Annotated in this window: 1 protein-coding gene; it reads left to right on the forward strand. The window is 59.0% G+C overall.

Annotation, left to right across the window (positions count from 1 at the left end; all coding sequences use genetic code 11):
- Positions 1-283: DEAD/DEAH box helicase (locus tag AC0L3U_RS39255; RefSeq protein ID WP_473365099.1), on the forward strand; the 283-nt coding region annotated here is incomplete at both ends.

Consider the following 283-nt stretch of genomic DNA (forward strand, 5'->3'; position numbering starts at 1 on the left):
GATGAGCCGCTTCAAGTCCGCCAAGGAGGTGAACGCGGCGGTCGCTGATCTGGCCGAAGGCAAGATCGACATCGTGATCGGCACGCACAAGCTGCTGTCGGACGACGTGAAGATCAAGAACCTGGGCCTGGTCATCATCGACGAAGAACACCGTTTCGGCGTGCGCCAGAAAGAACAGCTCAAGGCCCTGCGCAGCGAAGTCGACATTCTTACCCTTACCGCTACGCCGATTCCGCGCACGCTGAACATGGCGGTATCGGGCATGCGCGACTTGTCGATCATT

The sequence above is a fragment of the Bradyrhizobium sp. Kon69 genome, from assembly GCF_055807515.1.